The 26,936-nt window shown below is 69.9% G+C and carries 25 protein-coding genes; 8 read left to right on the forward strand and 17 right to left on the reverse strand.

Going from position 1 to position 26,936, the window contains the following annotated elements; genetic code table 11:
• Positions 1–89: 89 nt before the first annotated feature.
• Positions 90–1,388 carry a glutamate-1-semialdehyde 2,1-aminomutase gene (gene hemL / locus ABT061_RS18075; protein WP_350918531.1) on the reverse strand — a complete coding sequence of 433 codons (1,299 nt, stop codon included), beginning with the start codon at positions 1,386–1,388 and terminating at the stop codon, positions 90–92.
• A gap of 209 nt (positions 1,389–1,597) precedes the next feature.
• Here hemL and ABT061_RS18080 point away from each other — a divergent pair, with 209 nt between their 5' ends.
• From ABT061_RS18080 to ABT061_RS18090, 3 genes are all read left to right on the forward strand, one after another.
• Positions 1,598–2,872 (forward strand): sensor histidine kinase, encoded by a 1,275-nt coding sequence (locus ABT061_RS18080; protein ID WP_350918534.1) that lies wholly within the window; start codon positions 1,598–1,600, stop codon positions 2,870–2,872.
• A 215-nt stretch (positions 2,873–3,087) separates the two neighbouring features.
• On the forward strand, positions 3,088–5,079 hold the full coding sequence (locus tag ABT061_RS18085) for a sensor histidine kinase (protein ID WP_350918537.1): 1,992 nt from the start codon (positions 3,088–3,090) through the stop codon (positions 5,077–5,079).
• On the forward strand, positions 5,076–5,717 hold the full coding sequence (locus ABT061_RS18090) for a response regulator transcription factor (protein WP_350918540.1): 642 nt from the start codon (positions 5,076–5,078) through the stop codon (positions 5,715–5,717). The genes ABT061_RS18085 and ABT061_RS18090 overlap by 4 nt, the downstream gene beginning before the upstream one ends.
• Before the next feature lie 24 nt (positions 5,718–5,741).
• Here the strand turns inward: ABT061_RS18090 and ABT061_RS18095 are convergent, their stop codons facing one another.
• From ABT061_RS18095 to ABT061_RS18120, 6 genes are all read right to left on the reverse strand, one after another.
• On the reverse strand, positions 5,742–6,383 hold the full coding sequence (locus ABT061_RS18095; protein ID WP_350918543.1) for a bifunctional DNA primase/polymerase: 642 nt from the start codon (positions 6,381–6,383) through the stop codon (positions 5,742–5,744).
• A 192-nt stretch (positions 6,384–6,575) separates the two neighbouring features.
• Complete coding sequence (gene hemB / locus ABT061_RS18100) at positions 6,576–7,562, reverse strand: porphobilinogen synthase (protein ID WP_350918546.1); 987 nt, start codon at positions 7,560–7,562, stop codon at positions 6,576–6,578.
• Between the two features lie 281 nt (positions 7,563–7,843).
• Entirely contained in the window at positions 7,844–9,424 is a 1,581-nt protein-coding gene (locus ABT061_RS18105) for a bifunctional uroporphyrinogen-III C-methyltransferase/uroporphyrinogen-III synthase (protein WP_350918549.1), read from the reverse strand.
• Positions 9,421–10,332: a hydroxymethylbilane synthase gene (gene hemC, locus ABT061_RS18110; RefSeq protein ID WP_451934946.1), complete on the reverse strand. Its 912-nt coding sequence runs from the start codon at positions 10,330–10,332 to the stop codon at positions 9,421–9,423. Before hemC ends, ABT061_RS18105 begins: the two co-directional genes overlap by 4 nt.
• A 5-nt stretch (positions 10,333–10,337) precedes the next feature.
• On the reverse strand, positions 10,338–11,678 hold the full coding sequence (locus ABT061_RS18115) for a glutamyl-tRNA reductase (protein ID WP_350918555.1): 1,341 nt from the start codon (positions 11,676–11,678) through the stop codon (positions 10,338–10,340).
• A 115-nt stretch (positions 11,679–11,793) separates the two neighbouring features.
• A complete protein-coding gene (locus ABT061_RS18120) occupies positions 11,794–12,501 on the reverse strand; it encodes a redox-sensing transcriptional repressor Rex (RefSeq protein WP_350918558.1) in 708 nt (235 codons plus the stop codon).
• Between the two features lie 284 nt (positions 12,502–12,785).
• Between ABT061_RS18120 and ABT061_RS18125 the strand changes: the two genes are divergently transcribed.
• A complete protein-coding gene (locus tag ABT061_RS18125; protein ID WP_350918561.1) occupies positions 12,786–13,034 on the forward strand; it encodes a glutaredoxin family protein in 249 nt (82 codons plus the stop codon).
• A 50-nt stretch (positions 13,035–13,084) separates the two neighbouring features.
• On the opposite strand, the gene ABT061_RS18130 is transcribed toward ABT061_RS18125, so the two are convergent.
• Positions 13,085–14,815, reverse strand: coding sequence for an antibiotic biosynthesis monooxygenase (locus ABT061_RS18130; RefSeq protein WP_350918564.1), 1,731 nt, complete (start codon positions 14,813–14,815; stop codon positions 13,085–13,087).
• Positions 14,816–15,019: 204 nt separating this feature from the next.
• Between ABT061_RS18130 and ABT061_RS18135 the strand changes: the two genes are divergently transcribed.
• The 3 genes from ABT061_RS18135 to ABT061_RS18145 all read left to right on the forward strand — a co-directional run bounded on the left by ABT061_RS18135 (position 15,020) and on the right by ABT061_RS18145 (position 17,516).
• On the forward strand, positions 15,020–15,664 hold the full coding sequence (locus ABT061_RS18135) for a sigma-70 family RNA polymerase sigma factor (protein ID WP_051752836.1): 645 nt from the start codon (positions 15,020–15,022) through the stop codon (positions 15,662–15,664).
• Between the two features lie 273 nt (positions 15,665–15,937).
• The gene (locus ABT061_RS18140; RefSeq protein WP_350918568.1) at positions 15,938–16,525 is read left to right on the forward strand and encodes a DUF5667 domain-containing protein; all 588 of its coding nucleotides are present in this window, start codon (positions 15,938–15,940) and stop codon (positions 16,523–16,525) included.
• A 106-nt stretch (positions 16,526–16,631) separates the two neighbouring features.
• Positions 16,632–17,516 (forward strand): HAD family hydrolase, encoded by an 885-nt coding sequence (locus tag ABT061_RS18145; protein WP_350918571.1) that lies wholly within the window; start codon positions 16,632–16,634, stop codon positions 17,514–17,516.
• A 47-nt stretch (positions 17,517–17,563) separates the two neighbouring features.
• Here ABT061_RS18145 and ABT061_RS18150 read toward each other — a convergent pair whose 3' ends face one another.
• From ABT061_RS18150 to proC, 9 genes are all read right to left on the reverse strand, one after another.
• Positions 17,564–18,589, reverse strand: coding sequence for an alpha/beta fold hydrolase (locus ABT061_RS18150; protein WP_350918574.1), 1,026 nt, complete (start codon positions 18,587–18,589; stop codon positions 17,564–17,566).
• Between the two features lie 160 nt (positions 18,590–18,749).
• Entirely contained in the window at positions 18,750–19,721 is a 972-nt protein-coding gene (locus ABT061_RS18155) for a lysophospholipid acyltransferase family protein (RefSeq protein ID WP_350918576.1), read from the reverse strand.
• Positions 19,718–20,743: an NAD-dependent epimerase/dehydratase family protein gene (locus ABT061_RS18160; RefSeq protein ID WP_350918579.1), complete on the reverse strand. Its 1,026-nt coding sequence runs from the start codon at positions 20,741–20,743 to the stop codon at positions 19,718–19,720. Before ABT061_RS18160 ends, ABT061_RS18155 begins: the two co-directional genes overlap by 4 nt.
• 23 nt (positions 20,744–20,766) lie before the next feature.
• On the reverse strand, positions 20,767–20,865 hold the full coding sequence (locus ABT061_RS18165; RefSeq protein ID WP_018654693.1) for a 30S ribosomal protein bS22: 99 nt from the start codon (positions 20,863–20,865) through the stop codon (positions 20,767–20,769).
• Between the two features lie 305 nt (positions 20,866–21,170).
• The gene (locus ABT061_RS18170; RefSeq protein WP_012887307.1) at positions 21,171–21,374 is read right to left on the reverse strand and encodes a helix-turn-helix domain-containing protein; all 204 of its coding nucleotides are present in this window, start codon (positions 21,372–21,374) and stop codon (positions 21,171–21,173) included.
• Positions 21,375–21,696: 322 nt separating this feature from the next.
• Positions 21,697–22,476: a phosphatase gene (locus tag ABT061_RS18175; RefSeq protein ID WP_350918584.1), complete on the reverse strand. Its 780-nt coding sequence runs from the start codon at positions 22,474–22,476 to the stop codon at positions 21,697–21,699.
• A 220-nt stretch (positions 22,477–22,696) separates the two neighbouring features.
• On the reverse strand, positions 22,697–23,860 hold the full coding sequence (locus ABT061_RS18180; RefSeq protein ID WP_350918587.1) for an acetoin utilization protein AcuC: 1,164 nt from the start codon (positions 23,858–23,860) through the stop codon (positions 22,697–22,699).
• Between the two features lie 215 nt (positions 23,861–24,075).
• Positions 24,076–25,314: an MFS transporter gene (locus tag ABT061_RS18185; RefSeq protein ID WP_350918590.1), complete on the reverse strand. Its 1,239-nt coding sequence runs from the start codon at positions 25,312–25,314 to the stop codon at positions 24,076–24,078.
• Positions 25,315–25,400: 86 nt separating this feature from the next.
• Entirely contained in the window at positions 25,401–26,195 is a 795-nt protein-coding gene (proC, locus tag ABT061_RS18190) for a pyrroline-5-carboxylate reductase (RefSeq protein ID WP_350918593.1), read from the reverse strand.
• Positions 26,196–26,456: 261 nt separating this feature from the next.
• On the opposite strand from proC, the gene ABT061_RS18195 reads away from it, so the two are divergent.
• On the forward strand, positions 26,457–26,930 hold the full coding sequence (locus ABT061_RS18195; RefSeq protein ID WP_350918596.1) for a hypothetical protein: 474 nt from the start codon (positions 26,457–26,459) through the stop codon (positions 26,928–26,930).
• Positions 26,931–26,936 lie beyond the last annotated feature (6 nt).

A 26,936-nucleotide genomic window follows, 5' to 3' on the forward strand; every position in this document is an offset into this window, starting at 1 on the left:
CCGGAGCGCGAACACACACCCGGCAGAGCAGCCGACCGACAAGGGAGCCCTGACCGCCCGGAACACACAGAACCCGAACAGACCGCCCGCTAAACGGAAACGGAAGCCGCTGCCTTGGCCGCGGCGGGAAGGGCGTCCGCGATGCGGGAGAGGGCCTCGTCGTCGTGCGCGGCGGACAGGAACCAGGCCTCGTACGCCGACGGCGGCAGGTAGACGCCCTGATCGAGCATCGAGTGGAAGAACGCCCGATAGGCGGCGGTGTTCTGCCTCTGGGCGGTGTCGAAGTCGACCACCCGCTCGTCGGTGAAGAAGATGGAGAACAGGCTCCCGGCACGCTGCAGGCGGTGCGGCACCCCGGCGGCGGCCAGCGCGTCGGCGGCGGCGCGGCCGATGACCAGGGCGGCGGCGTCCACCCGGTCGTAGACGCCCTCGTCGCAGGCGCGCAGGGTGGCCAGGCCGGCGGCACAGGCCAGCGGGTTTCCGGACAGGGTGCCCGCCTGGTAGACCGGCCCCTCGGGAGCGAGGTGGGCCATCACGTCGGCGCGACCGCCGAACGCGGCGGCGGGCAGGCCACCGCCCATGACCTTGCCGAAGGTCATCAGGTCGGCGTCGACCGGATCGAGCCCGTACCAACCCGCCTCCGAGACCCGGAAGCCGGTGAGCACCTCATCGATGATCAGCAGGGCGCCGTGCGCGGTGCACAGCTCCCGCAGCCTGGCGTTGAACCCGTCCAGCGGCGGGACGACGCCCATGTTGGCCGGGCACGCCTCGGTGATCACGCACGCGATCTCGGCGCCGAACGCCTGGAACGCCTCGGTGACCGCCTCGATCGAGTTGTACGGCAGCACCACGGTGTCGGCGGCCGAGGCTCCGGTCACGCCGGGGGTGTCGGGCAGGCCGAAGGTCACCAGGCCGGAACCGGCCGAGGCGAGCAGGGCGTCGACATGGCCGTGGTAGCAGCCGGCGAACTTAATGATCTTGGATCGGCCGGTGAAGCCACGCGCCAGCCGCACCGCGGACATGGTGGCCTCGGTGCCGGAGCTGACCAGGCGGATCTTCTCCACCGGGTCGACCCGGGCGACGATCTCCTCGGCGAGCTCGACCTCGCCGGCCGTCGCCGTACCGAACGAGGTGCCGTCGCGCAGCGCCTCCTGAAGGGCCTCGATCACGGCGGGATGCCGGTGGCCGAGGATCATCGGCCCCCACGAGCAGACCAGGTCGACGTAGCGGTTGCCGTCCACGTCGGTGATGTAGGGCCCCTGCCCCGAAGCCATGAAGCGCGGCGTGCCGCCGACGGCTCCGAAGGCGCGGACCGGGGAGTTGACACCTCCCGGGACGATCTCACGTGCGCGGGCGAACAGGTCCTCGGAGTTCTCAGTACGGCTCACGCCCACCAGGGTAGTCACCGCGGGACGAGCCTCCGCCTGCGGCGTTCCCCGAGGGAAGCCGCCCCGGATTCCGTACCGTGTGTTCGCCCCCACTGAGAGACGGACTGCCCGAGCAGCCACGCCCCGAATCACTATGACCCAGAAAAATCATTCCAGAACGGGACATCCGCCCCGGGACAGCGGGACATCACCTGGGAGATCCTGCCCTCATGGCAGTCACGACGCCCCCCGCACAGCCCCCCGCTGCCCGGCCATCCGGCGTCCACGCCGTGCTCAACGGCGTCCTGGTCTACGGCACGCTGGCGCTGATCGCCGGGGGGATCTACTCCGGCCTGACCTGGCTGACCGGCACGCTGTCCGGCGACGAGGATCCGGTGGCCGGGCTCGTCGCGGCACTGACCGTGGGCGCGGTCTTCCGCCCGGTACGGCTGCGCCTGCAGCATGCCGTGAACCGGCTGCTCCGCGTCGAGCACGACCCCTACCGGGTGGCCGACCGGCTGAGCCGTACCCTGCAGGAGGCCGTCGACCCCGCCGAGGGGCTGGCCACCGCCGTGGTACTGGTCCGCCAGGCGCTGCGCGCCGACGGCGTGGCCGTCGAGGTCCACGGCGGAACCGTCGCCGACGGCGAGTTGGGGGAACGGCCGGTCGAGACTCCGCTGGTCTGGCACGGGGAACCGGTCGGACGGCTGCTCAGCAGCGGTCCCGCCCCCTCGCCGGACCTGCTGAACGTGCTGGCCCGGCACCTGGCCGAGTTGGCGCACGCCGTACGGCTCACCGCGGACCTCCGGCGGTCCAGGGAGCACATCCTCACCACCCGGGAGGAGGAACGGCGCAGGCTCCGCCGCGACCTGCACGACGGGCTGGGGCCGACGCTGGCCAGCCTGGCGATGACCGTGGACGAGGCCAGGCTCCGGCTGGAGCGGGATCCCGAGGCCGTGGAGGGGCTGCTGATCCGCGTGCGCGACCAGATGGGCGCCGCGATCGTCGACGTCAGGGACCTGGTGTACGGTCTGCGCCCGCCCGCGCTGAAGGACTTCGGCCTGGCCGGCTCGCTGAGCTCGCTGGCCGACGCGCCGGGGCCGCGGGTGGACGTCGCGCTGGCCGGTCGGCTGGAGGACGTACCCCCGGCGGTGGAGGTGGCGGCCTACCGGATCGCCCAGGAGGCGCTCACCAACGTCCGCCGGCATGCCCAGGCCACCACCGCCCTGGTACGGGCCGAGGTGGTACGGGCCAAAGGCGTCGGGCCCACGGTCACCGGAGGCGGATCCGGCGGCATGACAGACGCTGCGACGGCGGGCGGCGAGTTACGGCTCTCGATCGCCGACGACGGGATCGGCCTGCCGGAAAAAGTCCGCGGTGGCGTGGGCCTGCTCTCCATGCGCGAGCGGGCGGCGGAAACGGGCGGCTCGTGCACGATCGGGCCGCGTCCGGGCGGCGGCACCGAGGTCGTCGCCCGGCTACCCCTCGGAACGGAAGCACCGTGATCTCCTTCACCGGCGAAGACCTCACGACCTCATTCACGGACAACGGAGCCGGCATGACCTCCCCCGCGACCGCAGCCACCGTGACCGTCCCCAGGAACGAAGACAGAACGACCTTCCCCGGGAACGGAGGCGGAACGACCTCCTCCACCGACGGAGAGCCCACGGTCTCCCCCACGACCGCAGATGCCGTGACTTTCCCCAGGGACGAGAACTCCATGACCTCACCGACAGACGGAGGCGCCGCGGGGAACCGGCGGCGGACGGCGTTGGCCGTTCTCGTCTGGACCGGTGCGGTGCTGGCACCGATCTGCAACCTCCTGGCGATCTGGCTGGCCGAGCTGAGCGCCTCGACCTGGCGCGAGGACTTCATCACCCTGGATCCGACGGTCATCCTGTTCCCGGTCGCCGGCGCGTTCCTCATCACCCGCCGGCCCCGGCTGCTCGTCCCCTGGCTGCTCTGGGCCAGCGGGGTGGTCGGCGCCCTCTACTACCTGATCTACAGCGCCGCCCACTGGCTCTACCTCACCGACCCCGAGGGGATCACCCCCTACCTCGGGTGGCTGGCACTGTGGCTGTGGCTGTGGCACGTTCCGGTGTTCATCTCGCTGCTGCCGTTGCTCTTCCCCGACGGCCGGCTGCCCTCCCGGCGCTGGCGGCCGGTCCTGTACGCCAACCTGGTCCTCATGGTCGGGCACTCGCTGTTCCTGGGACTGGCCCCGGATCCCGAGTTCGAGCTCCAGCTCCCGATCGCGAACCCCTTCGGCGTCGAGGCGCTGCGTGAGATCTCCCCGATCGTGGAGTCGTACATCGGCGCCCCGATGATGGCGCTCACCGCGCTCGGCGTGCTCTCGCTGGTCTTCCGCTACCGGGCGGGCGACACCGAGCTCCGGCGCCAGATCGCCTGGTACGTCGGCGCGCTGGTGGTGCTCCTGCTCTCCTGGATCCTCCGGGTGGCGACCGAATCCTGGCTGCTGAAGGCCACGGAGACCCTCTTCATGGCCGGGGTGCCCCTGTCGATCATCGCGTCGGTGCTGCGCTACCGCCTCTACGGCATCGACGTCGTGCTCAACCGGGCGCTGGTCTACGGCTCCCTCGTCGCGGTCACCGGAGGCGTCTACTTCGGGCTGATCTGGCTGGCCGGTGCCCTGGCCAGCGACCTGGGCCAAGGCGCCGGGCTGATCTCCGCACTGGCCGTGGGCGGTCTCTTCCACCCGGTACGGCTACGCCTGCAGCGGTTGGTGGACCGGGCCTTCGCCGTCGAGCGCGACCCCTACCGGGTCGTCGGCCTGCTCGGCCGTACCGGGCAGGGGGCGCAGGACCCGGCGGCGGCCCTCGGCGAGGCCGTGGCCCTGATCCGCGGGGCGCTGGGAGCCACCGGGGTCGGTGTCGAGGTCCGCACCGGGCGGGGCGCGACGCGTGTGTTCACCGACGGTGAGCTTCGGCCGGGGGTGGCGGAGACGCCGCTGTTCTGGCACGCGGACTGGGTCGGAACCCTGATGGTGGCGGGGGTCCGGCCGGGCCGCGAGCCGATGGAGGTGCTCGCCAGACACCTCGCCGAGCTGGCGCACGCCGTACGGCTCACCGCCGACCTGCACCGCTCCCGGGAACGCATCCGGTCCACCCGCGACGAGGAGCGCCGCAGGCTGGGCAGGGAGCTGCACGACGGGCTCGGCCCGGCGCTGACCAGCGTCACGTTCGCCCTCGACGAGGCGCGCAGAAGGCTCGACACCGACCCTCGGGCCGTCGAGAAGCTGCTGGTCCAGGTCCGCGAGGAGATGATCGCGACGATCGCGTCGGTCCGCGAGCTGGTGTACGGCCTGCGCCCGCCCGCGCTGGACGACCTGGGTCTGGAGGGCGCGCTGCGGGCAACGGCCGGAGAGAGCGCGGTGACCGTGGCCGGTCCGCTGGCCGACCTGCCCGCGGCCGTCGAGGTCGCCGCCTACCGCATCGCCCAGGAGGCACTCACCAACGCCCGCCGCCATGCCGGCGCGACCACCATCCTCATCCGGCTGCGCCGCCTGCCGGGTGAGCTGCGCGTGGAGATCGCCGACGACGGGATCGGCCTGCCCGAGAACCCGGTCGCGGGCGTGGGGCTGACCTCGATGCGCGAGCGGGCGGCAGAGGTGGGAGGCTCATGTGTGATCGGCCGCGGGCCGGGCGGCGGCACGGAGGTGATCGCCAGGTTGCCGGTGGAGGAGACCGAGTGATCACGGTACTGATCGTGGACGACCACCCGATCTTCCGGCAGGGTCTCCGCGGCCTGCTCGGAGCCATGGACATCGAGGTCGTCGGGGAGGCCTCCGGCGGCCAGGAGGCCGTGGCGCTGGCCGCCGAGCTCCAGCCCGACGTGGTCGTGATGGACCTGCAGATGCCCGGCGGCAACGGCATCGAGGCGACCAGGACGATCATCAGGACCAGCCCGCGGATCGGGGTACTGGTGCTGACCATGTTCCGCGACGACGACTCGGTGTTCGCCGCGATGCGCGCCGGGGCGCGCGGTTACCTGCTCAAGGAGGCCGGTGCCGAGGAGATCGCCCGCGCTGTACACGCCGTCGCCGCCGGCGAGGCCATCTACGGGCCCGAGATCGCCCGCCGCGTCCTGACCTACTTCACCGGCATGCCCGATCCGTCACGTACCGCCTTCCCCGAGCTCACCGAGCGGGAGCGGGAGGTGCTCGGGCTGGTCGCCCAGGGCAAGGGCAACAACGAGATCGCCGGGCTCCTCTTCCTGTCCGGCAAGACCGTGCGCAACCACGTCTCCAACATCTTCATGAAGCTCCAGGTGGCCGACCGCGCCCAGGCGATCGTCCGCGCCCGCGAGGCCGGCCTGGGGGGCTCTCCCTGACCGGGCGGCTGCTCCGTACCAGAGTCACTCGCAGACGTCGGCGAGAAACTCCAGGACGCGGAGCGGATCGGGCAGCGGGCGGCCGTCCGGCGGGCGCAGCCACGAGCAGTGCTGGCCACCGGGCAGGAGCGAGGGCGGGGCGAGGACGTAGCTGTCGCGGCAGTGCCAGCGCAGGCCGGGCATCTCGTCGATGGTGGACGGGCCGAAGTCGAGGGCGCAGGACCACCACTCGTCCTCGTCGTCGGAGACGTTACGGGTGGCCACATAGAACAGGGCCCGGTCGCCGTTGACGGCGACCGGGCCCTGGGCTGCGCCGGCGGAGTCCATGTTCGCGAGGGCGGTGCGCCCCGCGGCGAGCGGTACGTCGAACACGTCGAACACCCGCCCCGTGGGGAGAATCACATTCGCCTCGGGTTCGTACCGCCACCAGTTGGTCAGCAGGGTGGGGTCGGTGGTGGCCTGCATCTGCCAGGCCACCGAGAGGGGGTGGCATCCCGGGTCGGGACAGCCGACGCGGTCGCAGGAGCAGGAGCGCGAACCGCCTCTCAGCGGCCGCGCGCCCAGACAGCTCGCCCAGCCCAGCGCGGCGTACTCCAGCACAGAACTGATCATCTGCTTCGGATGGCCATGTCGTCTGTTTCGACGAACCATCGGTACCCCGACCATTGTGTCCTCCGTCGTCCGCGCATCCCGCGTGCCACCCGGATGCGACGACCTGTCCACACTCTGGTCAGTGGGAACGTCAAACCCCCCAGGGTCTACGCCACCTGGGACACATCCGCACCGGTTATCGCACTCTAACGCACACGTATCTCCAGCAAGCGACGAACCTCCAGTTCTCGGTACGTGCCGCCGATCTCATCTCAGCTTCGCGGCGACCTCGGTCGCCCAGTAGGTGAGGATCATGTCGGCCCCCGCCCTGCGGATGGCGACCAGCGACTCCATGATCACCCGATCCCGGTCGATCCAGCCGTTCGCGGCGGCGGCCTCGACCATGGCGTACTCGCCGCTGACCTGGTACGCCGCCACCGGCACGTGCACGGCGTCGCGCACCTGGCGCAGGATGTCGAGGTAGGCCAGGGCCGGCTTGACCATGACGGCGTCGGCGCCCTCGTCGAGGTCCAGCCGCACCTCGCGCAGCGCCTCCCCGACCGGCCCCGCCGCGTCCTGCTGGTAGGCGTTGCGGTCGCCGAACTGCGGAGCGCACTCGGCCGCCTCGCGGAACGGGCCGTAGAACGCCGAGGCGTACTTGGCCGAGTACGCGAGGATCGGGACCTGCTCGAAGCCGTCGCCGTCCAGGGCCGCCCTGATCGCCGCCACCTGGCCGTCCATCATGCCGCTCGGTGCGATCACCTGCGATCCGGCCCGTGCCTGGGCCACCGCCGCGGCCGCGTAGCGCTCCAGGGTGGCGTCGTTGTCGACCTCCCCCTCAGCGGTCAGGATGCCGCAGTGCCCGTGGTCGGTGAACTCGTCCAGGCAGGTGTCGGTCATCACGACCATCGTGTCACCCACGTCGGAGACCAGATCGGCGACGGCTCGCTGGACGATCCCCTCCGGGTCGTCGGCCGCCGACCCCCTGCCGTCCTTCACCGCGGGGATGCCGAACAGGATCAGCCCGCCCACCCCTGCCTCGGCCGCCTCGTGGGCGGCCTTGCGCAGCGAGTCGCGGGTGTGCTGGAACACCCCGGGCATCGAGCCGATCGGGTTCGGCTGGTCGATGTCCTCCTTCACGAACATCGGCAGCACCAGTTCCGCCGGGTGCAGCCGGGTGCCGGCCACCATCCGGCGCATCGGTGCCGTGCGGCGGAGCCTTCGCGGGCGTGCGACAGGGAACTGGGCCGTCATGGTGTCTCCCCCTCCCCCCGGCCGGTAGGGGACTGCGGGCCGGAGAAGCTCGATGTGTGTGCCGGCTCACCGCTCGCCGCGACGCGCCGCTGTCTCATGGCGCGCCGCCCGGCACCGCACATCACGCACCGCGTTCCGCGGCACTCCGGTCGCCACGCCCCACCACCTGTGGCGACGCACCGCCTGCCGGGGCGCCGCCGGTCACGGCCCGGCGCGCTCGCGCGGGACCGTCGAGCACGGCCTGCCCGCCCTTTTCGCGCGGGCAGCCGCCTTGTTCAAGGTTACTTGGCGCGGCGCCGGGCCCCTCTTCGGGTCTGCGAGGGCCTGCGGGGAGCGTCCCCCGCCATGACCGCGGCCTGCCGCTGCTTGGCACCGTACTCCGCCAGCGCCGCCGCGAGGGCGGAAGTCGAAGGTTTGTCTGCCATGACGTCGACCCTGAGCCCGAATTCCTCCGCGGTCTTGGCGGTCTGCGGGCCGATCACGGCGATGACCGTGACGTTGTGCGGCTTGCCCGCGATGCCGACCAGGTTGCGGACGGTGCTCGACGAGGTGAACAGCACCGCGTCGAACCCACCGCCCTTGATCGCCTCGCGGGTGGGGGCGGGCGGCGGCGCGGCGCGGACGGTCCGGTAGGCCGTCACGTCGTCGCATTCCCAGCCGAGCTCGATCAGCCCGGCCACCAGCGTCTCGGTCGCGATGTCGGCACGCGGCAGCAGCACCCGGTTGATCGGGTCGAGCATCGAGTCGTACGGGGGCCACTCGACCAGCAGGCCCTCCGACGACTGCTCGCCGGACGGCATCAGATCGGGCCTGACGCCGAACTCCACCAGGGCCCGCGCGGTGCTCTCGCCCACGGCCGCGACCTTGAGCCCGGCGAACGCGCGGGCGTCCAGGCCGTACTCCTCGAACTTCTCGCGCACCGCCTTGACCGCGTTCGCGCTGGTGAAGGCCACCCACTCGTAGCGTCCGGTGACCAGGCCCTTGATCGCCCGATCCATCTGCTGCGGGGTGCGCGGCGGCTCGACGGAGATCGTGGGGACCTCCTCGGGCACCGCGCCGTACGAACGCAGCTGGTCGACCAGGCCGGCCGACTGCTCCTTGGTCCTGGGCACCAGCACCCGCCAGCCGAACAGCGGTTTGGTCTCGAACCAGGACAGCCGGTCGCGCATGCCGACGGCCTCCCCGACCACGATCAGCGCGGGCTCGACCATCCCGGCGTGCTTGAGATCGGGCCCGATCCGGCCCAGCGTGGTCACCACGGTGTGCTGCTCGGTCGTGGTACCCGCGCTGCTGATCGCCACCGGCGTCGAGTCGGGACGGCCCGCCGCGATCAGCGCCTTGCCGATCGGAACGGCCTCGGCGACGCCGTTGTAGATCACCAGAGTGCCCGCTCCCGCGGCGTAGGCGGACCAGTCCTTGATCTGGGTCGCGTCCACCACCCGGAACTCGGGCACCGACACCGCGGCCGGGATCCCGGCATAGGTGAGCACCGCCGTGGCCGGGGGCACACCGGGCACGATCTCGAAGTCCACCTCCGCCTTGGCGCAGGCCGCGACCTCCTCGGTGATCGAGGAGAAGAACATCGGGTCGCCCGCGCACAGCCGCACGACGCAGCTGCCGCCCTTGGCTGCCTTGACCGCCTTCAGCGAGACGGCGCCCTCCTCTGCCGTGCCGACGATCTCGACGCCCTCGCGGCAGTGACGTAGCAACGAGCCGTACGCCTCCTGGTCGAGGATGACGATGTCCGCTCTGGAGAGCAGATCGGCACCGCGTAGCGTGAGCAACCCCTCATCGCCGGGCCCCGCGCCGACAAAGGCGACGAACCCGGACGGATGCTCGAAGGTGGTACTTCCGGAGCTCAATGTGCTTGCTCCCCTATCAACGTGCCGGCCCCTTCGGCGATCATCTCGGCCGCGAGGTCGCGACCGAGATCCATGGGCGCAGAAGAGCTCCCGGCGGCGGACTTGCGCACCGCCCGCCTGCCGTCGACGGCGACGGCAGCGGCGGTCAAAACCAGATCGTGCCCGCGGGAGGCCGCGTACGTGCCCAGCGGGGCGGCGCACCCCGCCTCCAGGGCGTTGAGCACCGCGCGCTCGGCGGTGACCTCGGCGCGGGTACGCGCGTCGTCGAGCACGCTCAGCAGCTCGATCATGTCGGCTCTGTCGGAGCGGCACTCCACGGCCAGCGCTCCCTGACCGGGGGCGGGGAGTATCTCCTCGACCTCGAAGATCTGGGAGATCTCGGCCTCGCGGCCCAGTCTGCCGAGCCCGGCGGCGGCGAGCACGACCCCCTGCAGCTCACCCGAGGTCACCTTGCCGATCCGGGTGTCGGCGTTGCCCCGGATGGGCACGTAGTCGAGATCAGGACGGATCATCCGAAGCTGGGCGATCCTGCGCGGGGAGCCCGTGCCGATCTTCGCTCCGGGCGGCAGGTCGGCCAGCTTGGCGGCGCTCACCAGGGCGTCCCTGGGGTCGTCGCGCGGCGGGATCGCCGCGATGACCACGCGCGGGTCGGGCGTGGTGGGCAGGTCCTTCAGCGAGTGCACCGCGAAGTCGATCGAGCCCTCGATCAGCTCGTCACGGAGCGCGCTGACGAAGACGCCCGTACCGCCGAGCTGCGTGAGATCGCCCTTGGTCACGTCGCCGAAGGTGACGACACCGACGAGCTCGACGGCCCTTCCGGTCAGCTCGGTGAGGCGGTCGGCGACCAGGCCCGACTGCGTGGTCGCCATGACGCTCCGCCTCGTTCCCAGCCGGAGCGGAGGAGAAATGCTGCTCACAAGCCTGCCTCCTTCTTGCTCGGCTCGGTGTTCCTACCCTGCTCGACGTCGATCGTCTCGATACGCCGCACCGCTTCGGGCACCTTCGGGTCAAGATTGAACAGTTCGCGGAGTGCTTCCGCATAATGATCGCCCGCCGGAGACTCCGCCAGCTGCTTGACACGCACTGTGGGCTCGTGGAGTAGCTTGTCGACCACCCGCCTGACGGTCTGGGTGACCTCGGCCCTGACGCGTCCGTCGAGTTCGGGAAGCCGCGCGGCGAGGCGTTCGAGCTCCGTCTCGACCACCTGCGCCGCCTTGCTCCGCAGCGCCACCACGGTCGGCGTGACGCGCGCGGCGCGCTCGGCCGACAGGTAGGCGGCGACCTCCTCGGCGACGATGCCGCGCACGGAGGCCACGGCCTCGGCCCGGCCACCGTCGTCGGTGCCGGCGTCGGCCCCGCTCTCCTGCATGGACTCCAGGTCGACCAGCGTCACGCCGGGCAACCGCCGTACGGCGAGGTCGACGTCGTGCGGCAGGGCCAGGTCCAGTATGAACATCCGGTGCGGAGTCACCATGTCGGCGGTGACGACCACGTCGGTGGCGCCGGTGCAGGAGATGACCAGGTCGGCCCTGGCCAGTTCCCTCTCCAGGTCGCCGAACTCGGCGGCCCGGCCGCCGACCGTCTGCGCCAGCCGCACCGCGCGCTCGTGGGTCCGGTTGACCACCACGATGTCGGTGAGGCCCGCCCGCTGCAGGGTCGCGGCCGCCAGGGCGCTCATCGAGCCCGCACCGACCACCAGGGCCCGCGCTCCCTCAAGGGGACCGAGGGTCCGCTCGGCGAGCGTGAGCCCGACCCCGACGAGGGAGGCGCCGGCCCGGTCGATGCCGGTCTCGGTGTGCGAGCGCTTGCCCACCCGCAGTGCCTGCTGGACGAGCTCGTTGAGCGTCGGGCCGAGCGTGCCCTCCTCCTGGGCCAGCCTGAGCGCCGAACGCACCTGGCCGAGGATCTGCCCCTCGCCCAGGACCATCGAGTCGAGGCCCGAACCGACCGAGAACAGGTGCTCGATCGCGCGATCCTCGTAGTGCACGTAGAGGTGGGCGGCCAGCTCGTCCATGGGGACGCCGGAATGGGTGCTGAGCAGCCAGGAGATCGACGTCACCGCGGCATGGAACCGGTCGGCCTCGACGTAGACCTCGACCCGGTTGCAGGTCGAGACGACCATGGCCTCGACGACGTGGACATCCCGGTGGACGTCCTGGAGCAGCTTCACCAGCGAGTCACCGGAGACGGAGACCCGTTCCAGCAGGGCCACCGGGGCCGTGCGGTGGCTCAGGCCGACGACGAGAACGCTCATCGACCCTCCACCGCCTTCCCCGAGAGGGCACGGTCCGCCCTCGTCGTCTCCATGTTCGTGGTCGCCCGGGAAGGCCTGAAGAGTGCGTGCCCGTCAGTTCGTGTGCGGTGCTTCCTCACAAGTCCACCGCCTCGGGCCACTCCTCGGCCATCGCGGGCCCCCCACTCATCCGATCCGTCTTACGTTGCTCGTGGAACGCAAGGATCTGTAGTTCAATCGATAGGTCGACTTTACGGATATCAACGCCTTCTGGAACAGAAAGTACAACGGGGGCAAAGTTCAGGATGCTGGTGACCCCCGCGGCAACGACCCGGTCGGCCACCTGCTGGGCCGCCACGGCCGGTGTCGCAAGCACCACGATCGACACTCCCCGCCGTCGTATCACGGCTTCCAGCTCGTCGATGTGCTCCACATTCAATCCCGCGATGTGGTCGCCCACCACTTCGGGGTCCGCGTCGAGCAGCGCCGCGACCCTGAATCCTCGGGAGACGAACCCGCCGTAATTGGCGAGCGCACGACCGAGGTTACCCACTCCGACGATGGCGACGGCCCAGTCCTGGGTGAGGCCCAGCTCACGGGAGATCTGGTAGATCAGATACTCGACGTCGTAGCCGACCCCTCGGGTGCCGTACGACCCGAGGTGGGAGAGGTCCTTGCGAAGCTTGGCGGAGTTGACGCCGGCCGCGACGGCCAGGTCCTCCGAGCTCACGGTCGCCAGGCCACGCTCGGCCATGCCGTTCAGCGCTCGCAGATAGAGCGGCAGCCGGGCGACGGTCGCCTCGGGTATGCCGCGTTCGCGGGCTTGGGACAGACGGCGGATCACGTGCCGGAGCTCCAGGGGGACAGGCGACCGGCGCGGCCCGGACGCGACGGATGACGAGGTGAGGCCACTGTCATTCAGGTTAGTCCTTTTGTGAACCGGTGCACAAAGTGAGTGTTCACAATCTTGGCCACCCCCTCCGCCGGTTCGCGGTCCGCCCCCCTCATCAGGGCCCTGACCTGCGCCTCCGGCAGGTTCCCCGAGGCCGTCACCGGACCGCCCACCGCTCACCGGGCAGGCCGGCGGGCAGTCCGGCGTGGCGCCCTGACTCGGCTACCGTGGCGGTCATGTCACCCCGAGACCACCGCATCACCCTGCTCGGCAAGCCCGGTTGCCACCTGTGCGACGACGCGCGGGCGGTGATCGAACGGGTCGCCGCCGAACTCGGCGTCCCGTGGGAGGAACGCGACATCACGGCCTCAGCGGAGGATCAGGCACGGTACTGGGAGATGATCCCGGTCACCTTCGTCGACGGCGTGCAGCACGACTTCTGGCGCGTCGACGAGAACCGCCTCCGCGCCGCCCTCGGCGCCTGAGACGTCTCACCTGATCCGGCGCGCGGACGACCACCGCCCGCGCGCCGTGGTCACGGCCTGAAGGCCGTCGGGAGCGGCATCACCTTCGCGGCGTTCATGGTGAGCTCGATGACGTTGGTGGCGAGCACCATCGGCTGGCGCTCGGTGACGAAGCGCTCCGTGTGCGGCTGGCGTTGATGGTCGCTGTAGGCGACCTCGTCACGGTAGATCTCGTAGACGATGCGCTGGAGCGGCGCCGACTTCACCGAGTGGCAGGCGTAGATGAGCGTGTCCGGCTCGGATCGGCGTACCGCCTCGACGGTCTCCTCGGCGAGCCGGTCGAACCTCTCGCCGGTGCCGTCGAGGAGGGTGAAGACGGTCAGCATGCCGAAGATGCTCGGTGAGGGACGGCCCGAGCCGCCCGGCAGGTCACCCGCCCCGCCCGGTCCACCCGGGTACCTGGCGCCGCTTGCGGGGGCGGCGCCGAATGCCTGGTCATAGCCAGGGAAACCGCCTCGCCCCTGGTCCATGCCCGGGGAGGGCGCGCCGCCGAACGCCTGGTCGGCGGGCATCGGCTGGAGACTGCCCGGCCTGCCGAACTCACCGGTGGCGGGCCCGGTGGGCCTGCCGAACTCACCGGTGCCCGGGCCGGACTGCCTGCCGGGACCGGGAGCCCCGTGCCTGCCGAACTCGTGGGCCGGAATGTCGTACTCGCCGGTCGCCGGCCCCCCGGACGGCATGCCGAACTGACCGGTGACCGGCGGCTGTCCCCCGGGGGCGCCACCCCGTCTGCCGAGGTCGCCGCCGAACGGCTGGTCGGGGGAGGGCATGCCGTACTCACCCGCCATGAACATCCCGGTGGCGGGTCCGCCGAACCTGTCGTCGCTCGGCGGAGGCTGCTGCCCCATGCGCGCCGCGTAGTCGACCTCCTGGTCGCCCGCACGGTACTCGGCGACGAGGTCGCCGAGCCCGGAGCGGCGGGGAGGCTCCTCGGCCAGGGTCCGGCCGCCGGGGGCCTCCTGGGACATCCTGCGTCCGGCGACCTGCACGTCGCGGGGCTGGTACTCGGGGGGCCGGAGTGTCGGGAGGCGCTTCTCCCAGTCGTCGTCCTCGGCCTCCTCGTCGTCCTCGTAGGGCGCGAGCGGACGGAGCAAGGCGTACCAGACGGCGGCGGCGGTGACGAGGAGCAGCAGCGCGGTGAACATTCCGGGCACCGCGAAGCTGACGGCTCCCACCAGCGCGAGACCGGTGGGGCCGAGCACCAGGAGCGCGTGCATGTTGTCGGCGTCGTAGTCGTCGCCGCCGCGCCAGCGCATGACCGCGAGCAGCAGTCCGGCCAGCAGCACGATCGCGACGATCACGTGGACGACAAGCAGCAGGTATTTCGACGGCAGGTCCCAGTGGTGGCTACCCAGCGGGAGGACCTTGGCGAAGTCCTTGTCCTGCAGGACCGGGTCGACCGCCAGGATCACCGTCGCGATGACGGTGAGTGCGATCCCCAGGAGCCATGAGGCGAACCTGGCCGTGCCCTTACGGGCCAGCAACTGGATGGCTCCGACAGCCAGCCACAGGGGCGCCAGCATGGATCCGGTCAGTTGATAAACACGAAATGTTCCTGCCCCGAACCCGGTTATGTAGCCGATGGCGATTACTCCGAGTGAGACGGAGAGAGACGCCGTCGTGATGCTCCAGGCGATCAGCCAGCCCTTGGGCTCACTGCGAAGACGGCTGATGAGAGCACCGGTGGCGATGACGGCGAGCAATGCACCGGCGAAGGCGATGACAGCGACGAGGACTTCCATGGTGTCTCCAATGCTGCCGGACATTACCCCCTAACCGGTAGCCGAACCCTCGGTCGGCTCCCGGAGTCGGCATGAAACAACCGACCCAACACCGTATCTGGTGATTACCCCCAGTCACGGCGCTTCGAAGTGGATTGTGGAATTACCGCTTGGTTTCCTAGAGTGATCAGGCACGCCGTACCCCCTTCCCCTCAGGGATACCGGATGCCTGAAACGTGGCCGCTCGCCGGGCACCTCCCCACGACCGTCGGGATGGCCCAGCCCGTCCGCAGTAACGACCTCACTCTGCGTGAGGACGCCTCCGAAGAACTCCGGAGGCTCGTTTTGCGTGCCAAAACCGGAGACACGGATGCTTTTGGCACGCTCTATGATCGCTACCTCACCCTGGTCTACCGCTATGTCTATTTCCGGGTCGGCTCACACCCGCTGGCCGAGGATCTCACGAGCGAGACCTTTCTCCGCGCGCTCCGCCGGATCACTGACTTCACGTGGCAAGGGCGTGATTTCGGGGCCTGGCTCGTGACCATCGCGAGGAACCTGATCACCGATCACTTCAAGTCCGGCAGGTACCGTCTTGAGGTCACAACGGCCGAGGTGATCGACACCCCGCTCGACGGCCCGCACATCCCGGAGAACGCCGTCGTCATCTCGATGATCAGCGACCGGGTGCTCAGCGCCGTCCGCGACCTGGGCCCCGAGCAGCAGGAGTGCGTGGTGCTGCGCTTCCTGCACGGCATGTCGCTGGCGGAGACCGCGCTCATCATGGGCAAGAAGAGCGGCGCGATCAAGGCGCTGCAGTTCCGCGCGATCCGCTCCCTGGCCCGCGCGCTCCCCTCGGACCTGGGCTGACGCCGCGCCCGTGCCCCTTACCCCGCCCCAAAGGACCCCGCCCGGGGGAGCCTGCGGGAAGAATCCCGCGTCCGGCCGGGCGCAAGAGGATTGTTCACCATGCCGATGCCGGTGCGGCGCGTAACCTGACGTGCGGAGTCGTCGTTAGGCAAGTGACACCGATGGATCATGAGCTGGGGGCGGCAGGGAGCGTTCATGGGGAAGTGGCTGCCCGGAATCTCACGGAGATCGCAGGCTCACATCCAAAACCGCGTGTCGCGCCTCGGTAACCGCATGGCGGCCACCCCCCGTCCCGAGTTCCACGCCAGGCTCCGCGAGCAGCTCACCCAGCCCCCTCCCGGAGCGGACCTCGCGGAGCGGCCGCCGACCGGCCCGCGCCACTCCCGGCGCAGACCTCGTACGGGGCTGTTCACGCAGTTGCTGAGCGTCGTCCTGGTGGCCGCGATGGTCACCTCCGGTATATGGACCTCCCGGTCGATGCCCGGTGACACCTTCTACCCGCTCAAGCGCGCCGCCGAGAGGACGCTGTTCCACCTGAGCACCGACGAGGCCGAGCGGGCCGACCGCTCCTTCGGCTACGCGGAGACCCGCGCCCGCGAGGTCGAGGAACTCCTGGGCTCCGGCGAGCGCGAGGACATGATCGGGGAGACCCTCCAGGCGATGGAGGACACCACTCGCTCCGCGGTGACCTCCCTCAGGCAGGTCCGGCGCCGTGACGCCGCGAACGCCAGGGAGCTCAAGCGCTTCGTCCAGAAACAGCGCACCCAGATCAGTGGGATGATCCCCAAGATGGATGCCGAGGATCAGATCAAGGCCCACGTCTACCTCAACTACATCGACGGTCTGGCCCCACCCGATTAGCCTGTTCCGTCCAGGTCATGCCATGCCGTATGACATCGAGACGTCACATTTGGCTAACACGGCGGCTACCGATCTACCCCCCGTGTCCCGGTTAAGCTGAGGTGCTATGAGGCGGCTACTACGACGACGGGGCGAAACGGCGACGGTCGGGGAGCAGGCGGCCGGGGAGGTCGCGGCCGCGGCCGCCGTGGCGATGCCGATGGCCGAACCCGACCCGGTGGCCGCCGCCTTCTTCGACGTCGACAACACCATGATGCGCGGCGCGTCCATCTACCACTTCGCCCGGGGCCTCGCCTCCCGGGGCCTGTTCACCAGCAAGGACCTGTTCAGGTTCGCGCTCGGCCAGGCGGTCTTCCGGGTCCGCGGCGACGAGAACCCGGCCCACATCGCAGAGGCCAGGGAGACCGCGCTGGCGTTCGTGGCGGGCAGCAAGGTCGAGGAGATCATCCGGCTCGGTGAGGAGATCTACGACGAGGTGATGGCCGACCGCATCTGGGCGGGCACCCGCGCCATCGCGCAGGCACACCTCGACGCCGGCCAGCGAGTCTGGCTGGTCACCGCGACCCCGGTGGAGCTGGCCCGCGTGATCGCCCAGCGCCTCGGCCTGACCGGTGCCCTCGGCACCGTCGCCGAGACCGAGAACGGCGTCTACACCGGCCGCCTGGTCGGCGACCTGCTCCACGGCCCGGCCAAGGCGGAGGCCGTCAGGGCTCTGGCCCGCAGGGAGGGGCTCGATCTGACCCGCTGCTCCGCCTACAGCGACTCGGCGAACGACCTGCCGCTGCTCTCCCTGGTCGGCCACGCCACCGCGATCAACCCCGACGCCGAGTTGCGCGACTTCGCCAGGGAGAACGGCTGGGAGATAAGGGACTTCCGCACGGGGCGTAAGGCGACCTTGATCGGCCTGCCCATCGCGGCGGGCGCCGGGGCCCTCGCGGGGAGCATCGCCGCCGCCATCGCCCTGCGCCGCCACTACCGTTCCGGCGGCTGACCCGCCCGCCGCTCCGGCGCCCGCAGGACGGCCTGGCGCGGCTCCGGTCAGCCTGCCGTACCGGCGGCCGTGATCCGGTCCAGCAGCGCGGACAGTTCCCGGTTGACGGCCTCCGGGCGTTCCAGGCCGATCATGTGGCCGGCCTCGGGGAACACGACCAGCCTGGCGCCCGGCACGGCCTCGGCGATGCGCCTGCTGTGCGCCGGTGGAGTGAGACGGTCACGGTCCCCGACCATGACAAGCGTCTCGACCCCGCCGAACGCGGCCAGCGCGGCCAGCTTGTCGTGGATGAGGAAGTCACGAAAGAAGCCGACCATGACCTCCGTCGGGGTGGCCGCGGCCATGTCGTTGACGAAGCGCACGTGCTCGCGCGGGGCGCGGGGCCCGAAGGCGACGTACCGGGTCACCGGCAGGTTGGTGCGAGATTTGAGGGCCACGCCGCGGTCGATGAGCGTGCCCCTGGCCAGCATGCGTTCGAACATGAGGGGCGTGACGCGCGGGGCGAGCCGCCCGATCGGCCCGGGGAGCCCGAACGTGCTGCCGTTCAGCTGCCCGGACGACGTGCTCAGCAGGGCCACTCCCGCCACCCTGGCGGCGAACGTCTCCGGATGCCGCCCGGCGAACGCCATGACCGTCATACCGCCCATGGAGTGGCCGACGAGGAGCACCGGCAACCCCTCGGGCACGGTGGCCTCGATCACCGCGGCGAGGTCGTCACCAAGCCGATCGACGGTGCAGGCGTCGAGGGCACCCGCCGAGGAGGCGCCGTGCCCGCGCTGGTCGTAGAAGATCAGGGTGGCCCGGCCGGCGAGCGCCTCGCGCTGGAAGTGCCAGCAGTGCCTGTTCATCACCCAGCCGTGCGTGAAGATCACAGCCAGCTCGGGCGCCCCGGCCTCCTCGATGTCGACCGCGAGCCGCACGCCGTCATCGGTGGTGACGGTGGCCGACCGGCCGCGGTGCCCGCCGAGCACCGTGCCCGCGTACGCCCTGCGCCGCCGTACGGCGACTCCCAGTACCGCCCCCACGGCCAGCCCGGCGATGGCGGCCCCTGTCGCGGTACGGCCTGCGCCCATGACCACTCCCTTGATCCGGAAGACCGATGTTGAGCACACCATACCGACGGAAAGCACTCGTTGTTAGACGTCGTGACTAATAAAAACCACCCCCGTTTGCCCGCCGGGCGCGCGCCCGCGCGACAGGTCTCCATCCGGATCGGCGGGAGGCCGGAGAGCCTCAGAAGAAGGGCGGGAACGCGTGGCCGCGCTGGAGCCGGAGCTCGTCCAGCTGCTGCTGGATGGTCTCCCGGACCTGGTCCGTGAGGTTGAGGACCAGCATCGGGTCGTCGGCGTCGGCCGGGGCGAACTCGTCGGTACGGATCGGCTCACCGAAGCTGATCATCCACTTGGACGGGAGCGGGACCAGCCCGAGGAGCCCGAACCAGGGGAACAGCGGCGTGACCGGCAGGTAGGGAAGGCCGAACACCCTGGCCAGGAGACGCAGGTCACCGATCTTGGGGTAGATCTCCTCGGCGCCCACGATGGCGCAGGGAACGATCGGCACGCCCGCGCGGATGGCGGAGGCGACGAAGCCGCCCCGCCCGAAGCGCTGCAACCGGTAGCGATCGGAGAACGGCTTGCCGACCCCCTTGAACCCCTCGGGAAAGACACCGACGAGTTCGCCCTTGCGGAGCAGCCGGTCGGCGTCCTCGCGGCAGGCGAGGGTGTGGCCGGTCTTACGGGACAGATGCCCGAGCACCGGGAGCCGGTAGACCAGGTCGGCCCCCAGCAGGCGGAGCGCGCGGCGCGCGGGATGTTCGTCGTGCAGGGCCACCTGCAGCATGAGCCCGTCAAGCGGGATGGTGCCCGAGTGATTGGCCACGACCAGGGCGCCGGAGTCGTCGGGCACGTTGTGCAGGCCGACGGTCTCGGTGCGAAACCAGTGGCGGTACACCGGGCGGATCAGCTCCAGCAGCACCCTGTCGGTGAGCTCGGGATCGAACCCGAACTCGTCGACCTCGTACTCTCCGGTCACCCGGCGCCGCAGGAAGGCGAGCAGTTCGGCCAGCCTCTGATCGTCGCCTCCGCCCGCCGGCGGCCCGGGGAAAGGCTCGTCCGGCGTCTCCTCGGCGACAGGCTCGCCAAAGGTGCGGGCGCGGGTGATGGGAATCACCTCGGCCTCCCGGCTCTCCCCTGCCGTCTCGGTCATTCCGTCACCGCCCGGGACAGCACGTCCATCATGGCGGCGGGAAGGCCACCGGCCAGATCCCGCGCGCGGATGAAATCCTCGAAGGCGGTGGCGGTGGAGAACTTCGGCTTCCAGCCGAGAGCCGCGGACAGCAGGGTGGTGTCGACCACCCGGCCGTGACACATCAGGCGGAGTTGCTCGGGGGAGAAGTCGACCAGCCCCGCACCGCGGGCGAGGTCGCCCATGAGACCGAAGACGGGAGAGGGCATCGGAAGCGAAAGCAGGCCCACCCTGCGCGCGCACTGCGACAGGAGCAGCACGCCGTCCCCGGCCACGTTGAACGTGCCGGGGTGGTCCTCCATCGCCATCCGCCGCAGCACCTCGACCGCGTCGTCCTCGTGAACGAACTGCAGCCGCGGGTCGAACCCGAACACGGTCGGCAGGACGGGCTGGGCGAAGTAACGCGTCAGTGGGGAGTCGACGCCGGGACCCATGAAGTTGGCGAACCTGAGCGTCGACACGACCATGTCGCGGCGCCGCCTGGCAAAGCCCCGGACATAGCCCTCCACCTCGGAGGCGTCCTTGGCATAGCCGTGGCTCGGCGGCTCGGCAGGCTCGGCGTTCTCCGTGAAGACCGCGGGATCGTGCGGGGAGGAACCATAGACGGCGGTGGTGGAGCGCACGACGACACGGCGGACCGTCGCGGACCGCTGACAGGCACCGAGCAACTGCATGGTGCCGATGACGTTGTGCTCCTTCATGAGTGCCCGGCCACCGCTCCGGGGAGGAGCGCTCACCAGGCTCATGTGAACGACGGTGTCGATGTCGGCGGCCGCGATCACCTGCGCGATGTCGGGGCTGCGCAGATCGACGCGGACGAACTCCGTCCGGCCGAGAGGTACGCCGCCATCACCTGAGAGCGAGGGCGGCGGCACCGTATCCACTCCGATGACCCGGTCGATATCCGGGTCATCCGCGAGAACGCTCGCCACTCGGGCGCCGATGTGGCGCGAGACCCCGGTGACAAGCACGGTGTGGGTCATCGGCGCCTCGCAGATCCGCGCTGTTACTTCTTGTTACGCCGCTGGATGCGGGTCTTCTTCAGAAGCTTGCGGTGCTTCTTCTTCGCCATGCGCTTACGGCGCTTCTTGATCACAGAGCCCACGGGACCCCCAGGTAGCTGGTAGCCGAGAATGTCAAACCGGCATGCGATAGCACACCGGCACAACAGACTACCGGCGATCCACGGTAGATCGCCCCTGGGGGGACCCCGGGCACATCAACTCACGACGTGGCGTACACGTCGCTACCTCGACGAGACAGCGGCCTGTCACACACCGGTCGCACCGGAAATCATGCTCCGGCCCGACCGGAAGGGACAGACTCACGAGCCGTCAGCGCGCCTCGCCCACCTCACGGCCGGATGTTCCCTCCACCGGCCGCTCGGCTCGGCGCGCCGAGCCCCCTGTCTCAACCTGCCTCGATGTAGGCATCCCTGAGATAATCGTGCACCGCCTGCTCAGGCACCCGGAAGGATCGACCGACCCGGATGGCCGGCAGCTCGCCCGAATGCACGAGTCGGTACACAGTCATCTTGGACACCCTCATGACAGTGGCCACTTCTGCCACCGTCAGGAACTTCACCTCGCTGAGAGGTCTTTCGCCTGCACCCATCGGACGCCTCTTCCGCACGTGTATCCGGGTTATCCCCACTGGTGCCATTGCTCACGCACGTGTACTGCCGTCAGCGTAAGTCGGGAGGCCGGGCACGCAAACCCCCTATTTTCTCAGCCCCCTGAGCCTCACGTCAGTGAAACCGACAAAATCGCTGGCCAGCAGCCGGACCGTGCCCCTTTTTTCGATCTTGGAACGGACCAACTGTCTCCTATTAGAGTCGCCCACAATCACCAAAAAGTTGGCAAACGGTCGGCGAGCTCCGTGGAATGCAGGCGCGAAATACCTGTATAGGGATGACCCAATTTGCGCATCCCCCGTCTCAGAGGGCTCGTGCGACCCTCTCGACCAGATGGTGTGTCAGCGGTTCGTAATACCTCGGTAGCACGTTGTCATCGAGCGGGACGGTCACCGCGATCTTGCCCTCGGCCTCCCCGACGAAGAGCGCGGGGTCGTTGCTGTCGGCGAATCCGACGGTGAGGATGCCCGCCTCGCCCGCCGCTCCGGCCCAGCCGTGATCGGCGATCACCAGATCGGGACGGTCCGCGTCGAGCTCGGCGATCATGGCCCGCATCGGGGCGGGGTCGTGGGTGTGCACGAAGGCGCCCTTGTCGTCGAGCATCGCGACGTCGTCCAGATAACGGATCTTGCGCCTGCGGCCGAACCCGCTGCCCCAGTACGACCACCCCTCGGCCGGGCTCATCAGGACCGCACCGCGCGCCCTGAGCATCCGGGCCAGGGCCAGGTGAATGGTGAGCAGGCCGGTGGGGTGCCCGGTGGCGATCAGGATCTGCGGATTCTCCCTGCCGAGCACTCCCGCGATCGTGTCGCCCATCTTCTCGACCGCCTCGATCGTACGGTCGGGGTCGATGGTGTCCTGACCCTCCCGGTGCAGCGGATCGGCCACCACCCCGGCGGACTTGGCCATCAACTCCAGCACGTCCCGATAGGACCAGGCCCCGTCCACGGTCAGCCCGAACATGTAGTGCGGATCACGGTTGGCCAGCGACCGGTAGTGGTCCAGGTTGTTCTCCCGGCTGGTCGCCACATCACCGGCGATCCGAGTCCGGACCAGGTGCTCACGAAGCTCAGCACGAGCCATTGGCGACGCTTCGCGTCGCGGTGAGGACGCTCTTACCCGGCTCCTTCCCTCGTCGTTCATCCGCTTCGCTCCTTCACTCCTCAGTCCAGTCACCGGCGCGTCCTCACGAGTAGTCCCTCAAGGCGGATCAGTTACCTCGTCCCTTACGGCTTTCAGATCCATTCGCCGGCGTACCCTCGCGGTTGTTCCGTTTCCGAAGGAGTTCACCAACGGCCTTGCGTTACGGGAGGGGGTCGAGGCCGTGGAAGGGGAAGATGGCTTTTCTTGTCGCCATGATGGCTCGGTCGATCGGGTCTGCTGGGTCATAACCGGCGGAGAAATCGCTGAATTCCGGATTCCGGCCATCGGTCAGCGTCAGGGGTGCCGACTGGTTGGTCCGTTCCTTGACGAACGTGCGCCACGCCTCGGGAGTGGCGGTCCTCGGGTCGAGCGGGTGGCCCGCCACCTCCGCGATCAGGTGGGTCCACGCCCGGGGCACGACCTGCACCAGCTCGTACCCTCCGCCGCCGGTCACGATCCATCGCCCGCCCGCGGTCTCGTGGGCCAGCTCGTGCAGCGCCGCGTACGCCAGGCGCTGACCGTCCAGGCTGAGCATCAGGTTGGCCAGCGGGTCGAGGGCGTGACTGTCGCAGCCGTGCTGGGTGACCAGGACCTCGGGGGCGAACTCCCGCAGCAGCGGCGGGACCACCGCGTGGAAGGCCCGAAGCCAGTCGCTGTCGCCGCATCCGGCGGGTAGGGCCACGTTGACCGCGGTGCCCTCCGCGCCGCTCTCATTGGGGAAGCCCGTACCGGGGAAGAGCGTGCGGGGGCTCTCGTGCAGGCTGATGGTGAGAACCCTGGGATCGTCGTAGAACATCGCCTGCACGCCGTCGCCGTGGTGCACGTCCACGTCCACGTAGGCGACCCTGGACGCGCCCTGGGCCAGCAGCCACGCGATCGCCACCCCCGGGTCGTTGTAGACGCAGAACCCGCTCGCCAGGGCGGGCATCGCGTGGTGCAGGCCGCCCGCGACGTTGACCGCGTGCTCGACCTCGCCGGTCCACACCGCGCGGGCCGCGGCCAGGCTGGCCCCGGTGATCAGCGCGGACGCCTCGTGGACCCCGACGAAGGCGGGATTGTCCTCGGTGCCGAGCCCGCAGGTCAGGTCGCGTCGCCCGGTGGCGGAGACCCGTTTGACCGCCTCGATGTAGTCACGCTTGTGAACGAGCGCCAGCTCGTCGTCGGTGGCGGGCGTGCATCCGCTCATCTCCACCAGGTCCAGCACGCCCAGTTCCCTGGCCAGCGCCATGGTCAGCTCGACCCGCACGGGCGCGAGCGGGTGCCCCGGACCGAAATCGTAGGAGATGAGCGCATCGTCCCAGACAACCCGCACGGATCGGCTCATGCGCACTCCCTGTCTGGTCGCGACGCCACACGCCACGGCCCGATCTTCCTACTCCCGGCTCGACGTTACCGCACGTGTACGGAATGCGGTTTACGCACGCGTCTCGGAGGACAGGGCGGTTTTCATCTGAGCGAAATATCCTAATTTATTGCTATTAACAGTTCCGTATGCCGGGACATGAGACCGCTGCCCGGAGCACCCTCCGGACGGTGTGGTCAGGTGGGGTGCACCCGGCGCAGTCCCCGGACAGCGGGTACCAGGAGAAGTGAGGCGCATCCGGCGACCGCCACGATCGAGGACACGGTCAGCAACTGCGGCGCACCCACCACCCCTGCCACCGGGCCGGCGAGCACCTGGCCGATCGGGACGAACAGGGTCGAGCCGGCGACCTCGTAGGCGGTGACCCGGTTGAGCGCCTCCGCGGGCACCTGGGTCTGGACGCTCGTGGCCCACATGACCGACCAGAACGCCCATCCCGCGCCGCCGATCACATGCGCGGCCATGAGGACCCCCTGCGGCGATGCCAGGGCGATGGAGAGCGGCTCCAGAGCGAAGCCGAACAGGCTGATCGCGCCGGCCATCAGCGGCCGTCCCGGGCGGACCCGCATGGCGATCAGACCGCCGACGACGGTGCCCGCGCCCGAGGCGGACATGACCAGGCCGTAGGCGGTCTCGCTGAGCCGCTCGGTGATCAGCACCGAGCCCAGCGGAATCATCGGGCCGAACAGGGTGACGCCGAAGACCGCCCAGACCAGGATCACCGACCACATCCAGGTCCTGGACCGGAACTCCTGCCAGCCACCGCGCAGGTCACGCCAGACCGACCGCGCCACGGCCTGGAAGGCGACCGCGGGCAGGCGCAGGAGGAGCAGGCAGATCGCGCTGACGGCGAACCCCGCGGCCTCGATCGCGAAGACGACGCCGACCCCCCAGAAGCCGACGATGGCACCGGCGACCCCCGGGCCGGCCAGCATCATGATCGACTCGGAGACGCGCAGGGTGGCGTTGGCCTTCTGCACGTCCCGCGCCACCCGCGGGACCGTGCTGGAGACCCCCGGCTGGTACATCGCGGCGGCGACACCGTTGATCGCGGAGATGACGAGGATCTGCCAGAGGTCCGGCCTGCCGGAGATGAACAGCGCCGCACTGATCCCCTGGGTCACCATCCGGACCGTGTCGGCGCCGATCATCATGCGGCGCGGTGTGAACCTGTCGGCGAACACCCCGCCGAACAGGATCAGCACCGCGAAGGGCGCCATCCAGGCGGCCAGCGCCAGCCCCACCCCGGTGGGACCGTAACCGAGCCCGCCCACTCCCACCGCCGTCGCGAACGGCACCATCGACGCGCCGAGCATGGAGATCGATCTGGCGGTGAAGAAGAGCAGGAAGCTCCGCGTCCAGACGGAGGGACCGCCGAGTTTCCGCTGATCATCATCCAGTACGGCCTGCCCCACGATGGCCCCATCTCCCCCGAAGTTCCGCGGAAAATGATGCCGTTATATAGGAAAATTTCCTAATAGATTTCCTGGCGGGGGCGAGCTCAGCCCTCGGCGAGCTGGCGTCCCCTGTCCCTGGCGGCCTCGATGGCGGCCAGGAAGGCGGCTCGGACGCTGTGCCGCTCCAGTTCGGCGATGGCGGCGATGGTGGTGCCCCCCGGCGAGGTGACCGCCTCGCGCAGTATCACCGGGTGCTCGCCCGAGTCACGGAGCATGATCGCCGCGCCGACGATCGACTGGGTGACCATGTCAAGGGCCGCGGCACGGGGCATGCCGAGCAGGATTCCGGCGTCGACCATGGCCTCGACGAGATAGAAGAAGTAGGCGGGACCGCTGCCCGACAGGGCCGTGGCCGCGTCCTGCTGCGCCTCGGGGATGCGCAGCACCTTGCCGACCGGGCTGAACAGGTTCTCGGCGCGCTTGAGGTGCTCCTCGGAGGCGTGTGCTCCCGCCGAGATCACGCTCATCGCCTCGTCGACCAGCACCGGCGTGTTGGACATGACCCGGACCACCGGGATCTCGGCACCGAGCCGCGACTCGACGAACGAGGTCGTGATCCCCGCCGCCGCCGAGATGACCAGCCGGTCGGCCGGCAGGTGCGCCGCGATCTCGGCGAGCAGGAACCCCATGTCCTGCGGCTTGACCGCGAGGATGATCGTGTCGGCGTTCTTGGCCGCCTCGGCGTTGGAGACCACCCGTATGCCGTACTGCTTCGCGAGGGCCTCACCCCGCTCGGCACGTCGTGCCGTCGCCATCACGTCGCCCGGCTTGAACCCGGCTCTGAGCAGCCCGGACAGCAGGGCCTCCCCCATCTTGCCGGTTCCAAGAATCGCGATCATGTGAGCACCTCGAAATCAGGGATCGAAACTCCTCGCAGCCTATCGGCCCCGTCTTTCCACGAAATCATCCAGCGCCGCTGGGTAGTGGCGATGTATGTGGACATACACCATCGACATAAACCGCCGTGCACCACGGGCCGACCGTACTACCCGTCGACAATGACCTCGTCACGGTCTCGGCGGTCATGGCCGAGGTACGACAGCGCGACATCGGGATGCCCTGAACCGTCCAGGGGCCCGATCCGTCTTAGGGGTATGCGTATGATCGCGACTCCCATCCTGGCCGGAAGCCTCCTGCTGGCGCTGGGCTGCGGTACCGAACCCAGCGCCACCCCCTCGCAGCCGGTGAGCCGGAGCACCGCCCTTCCCGGCGGTCCCTCGGAGCCGGCGAGCCACACCGTGGCCCCCCGGGACGAACCCACCGGTGGCGGCCCCAGACCGACGAGGCCGGAGGGCCACACCGAGAATCCCCGCAAGGTCAGGTGGCTGAAGGCGACCCCGTCGAAGGACGGCCGGAGCCTGCGGATCATCTGGTGGTCCGGGGTGGAGCCGTGCAACGTGCTCGACCGGGTCACCGTACGGGAGACCTCCAAGCGGGTGACCGTCACCCTGTGGGAGGGCCCGAGCAGCAAGGCCCAGAACGTCGCCTGCATCGAGATCGCCATCCAGAAGGTGACGACGGTCAAGCTCAAGAAGCCGCTCGGCTCCCGCAAGGTGGTCGACGGCGCCCGCTGACGCGGT

It is taken from the genome of Streptosporangium sp. NPDC002544 (genome assembly GCF_040295965.1).
GTDB lineage: Bacteria > Actinomycetota > Actinomycetes > Streptosporangiales > Streptosporangiaceae > Streptosporangium.

Bases quoted from the DNA above. Each gene is read 5' to 3' on its own strand.
- ABT061_RS18080 (WP_350918534.1), top strand. From the start codon at position 1,598: ATGGCAGTCACGACGCCCCCCGCACAGCCCCCCGCTGCCCGGCCATCC.
- ABT061_RS18085 (WP_350918537.1), top strand. From the start codon at position 3,088: ATGACCTCACCGACAGACGGAGGCGCCGCGGGGAACCGGCGGCGGACG.
- ABT061_RS18095 (WP_350918543.1), bottom strand. From the start codon at position 6,383: ATGGTCGGGGTACCGATGGTTCGTCGAAACAGACGACATGGCCATCCG.
- hemB (WP_350918546.1), bottom strand. From the start codon at position 7,562: ATGACGGCCCAGTTCCCTGTCGCACGCCCGCGAAGGCTCCGCCGCACG.
- ABT061_RS18115 (WP_350918555.1), bottom strand. From the start codon at position 11,678: ATGAGCGTTCTCGTCGTCGGCCTGAGCCACCGCACGGCCCCGGTGGCC.
- ABT061_RS18125 (WP_350918561.1), top strand. From the start codon at position 12,786: ATGTCACCCCGAGACCACCGCATCACCCTGCTCGGCAAGCCCGGTTGC.
- ABT061_RS18130 (WP_350918564.1), bottom strand. From the start codon at position 14,815: ATGGAAGTCCTCGTCGCTGTCATCGCCTTCGCCGGTGCATTGCTCGCC.
- ABT061_RS18135 (WP_051752836.1), top strand. From the start codon at position 15,020: ATGCCTGAAACGTGGCCGCTCGCCGGGCACCTCCCCACGACCGTCGGG.
- ABT061_RS18140 (WP_350918568.1), top strand. From the start codon at position 15,938: ATGGCGGCCACCCCCCGTCCCGAGTTCCACGCCAGGCTCCGCGAGCAG.
- ABT061_RS18145 (WP_350918571.1), top strand. From the start codon at position 16,632: ATGAGGCGGCTACTACGACGACGGGGCGAAACGGCGACGGTCGGGGAG.
- ABT061_RS18150 (WP_350918574.1), bottom strand. From the start codon at position 18,589: ATGGGCGCAGGCCGTACCGCGACAGGGGCCGCCATCGCCGGGCTGGCC.
- ABT061_RS18155 (WP_350918576.1), bottom strand. From the start codon at position 19,721: ATGACCGAGACGGCAGGGGAGAGCCGGGAGGCCGAGGTGATTCCCATC.
- ABT061_RS18160 (WP_350918579.1), bottom strand. From the start codon at position 20,743: ATGACCCACACCGTGCTTGTCACCGGGGTCTCGCGCCACATCGGCGCC.
- ABT061_RS18170 (WP_012887307.1), bottom strand. From the start codon at position 21,374: ATGGGTGCAGGCGAAAGACCTCTCAGCGAGGTGAAGTTCCTGACGGTG.
- ABT061_RS18175 (WP_350918584.1), bottom strand. From the start codon at position 22,476: ATGGCTCGTGCTGAGCTTCGTGAGCACCTGGTCCGGACTCGGATCGCC.
- ABT061_RS18180 (WP_350918587.1), bottom strand. From the start codon at position 23,860: ATGAGCCGATCCGTGCGGGTTGTCTGGGACGATGCGCTCATCTCCTAC.
- proC (WP_350918593.1), bottom strand. From the start codon at position 26,195: ATGATCGCGATTCTTGGAACCGGCAAGATGGGGGAGGCCCTGCTGTCC.
- ABT061_RS18195 (WP_350918596.1), top strand. From the start codon at position 26,457: ATGATCGCGACTCCCATCCTGGCCGGAAGCCTCCTGCTGGCGCTGGGC.